Here is a 501-nt window from a genome sequence, read left to right as displayed (position 1 = left end):
CGTATTGATGTGCTTGATGTCGGGCATGGGTTGGCGGTGCTGGTTGAAAAAGAGGGTAGAGTTTTACTCTATGATACGGGCAAAGCTTGGCAAAACGGCAGTATAGCTGAGCAAGTGATTACGCCAGTACTGCATCGCAGAGGCTACTCAAGTGTCGATACGATGATTTTAAGTCATGCTGATAATGACCATGCTGGTGGCCGAAAAGTGATAGAACAGTACTTTTCACCTAAACACAAACTAAGCAGCCAGAGCTTTTTACATTATCAGCCTTGCATCGCTGAGGAGACATGGAAGTGGCAAGGGTTGAACATGGAGGTACTTTGGCCTCCTAAACCTGTTGTACGTGCATACAACCCCCACTCTTGTGTCATCAGTCTGGAAGACCCTAGTACAGGTTTTAAAATGTTGTTTACTGGTGATATCGAAGCCATCAGCGAATGGATACTGCTTCGAGAGCCAGAAAAGCTGCGCAGTGATGTAATGCTAGTGCCACATCAT

The 501-nt window shown here is 46.1% G+C and carries 1 protein-coding gene; it reads left to right on the top strand.

Features of this window, described 5'->3' with window-relative positions:
• A partial coding sequence (locus R7Q46_RS30750) for an MBL fold metallo-hydrolase (RefSeq protein ID WP_318078787.1) occupies positions 1–501 on the top strand: 501 nt, incomplete at both ends.

This window comes from Vibrio sp. 811 (assembly GCF_033339195.1).
Note: the sequence above shows the minus strand (reverse complement) of the source record. Positions and strands in the feature narration are given on the sequence as shown.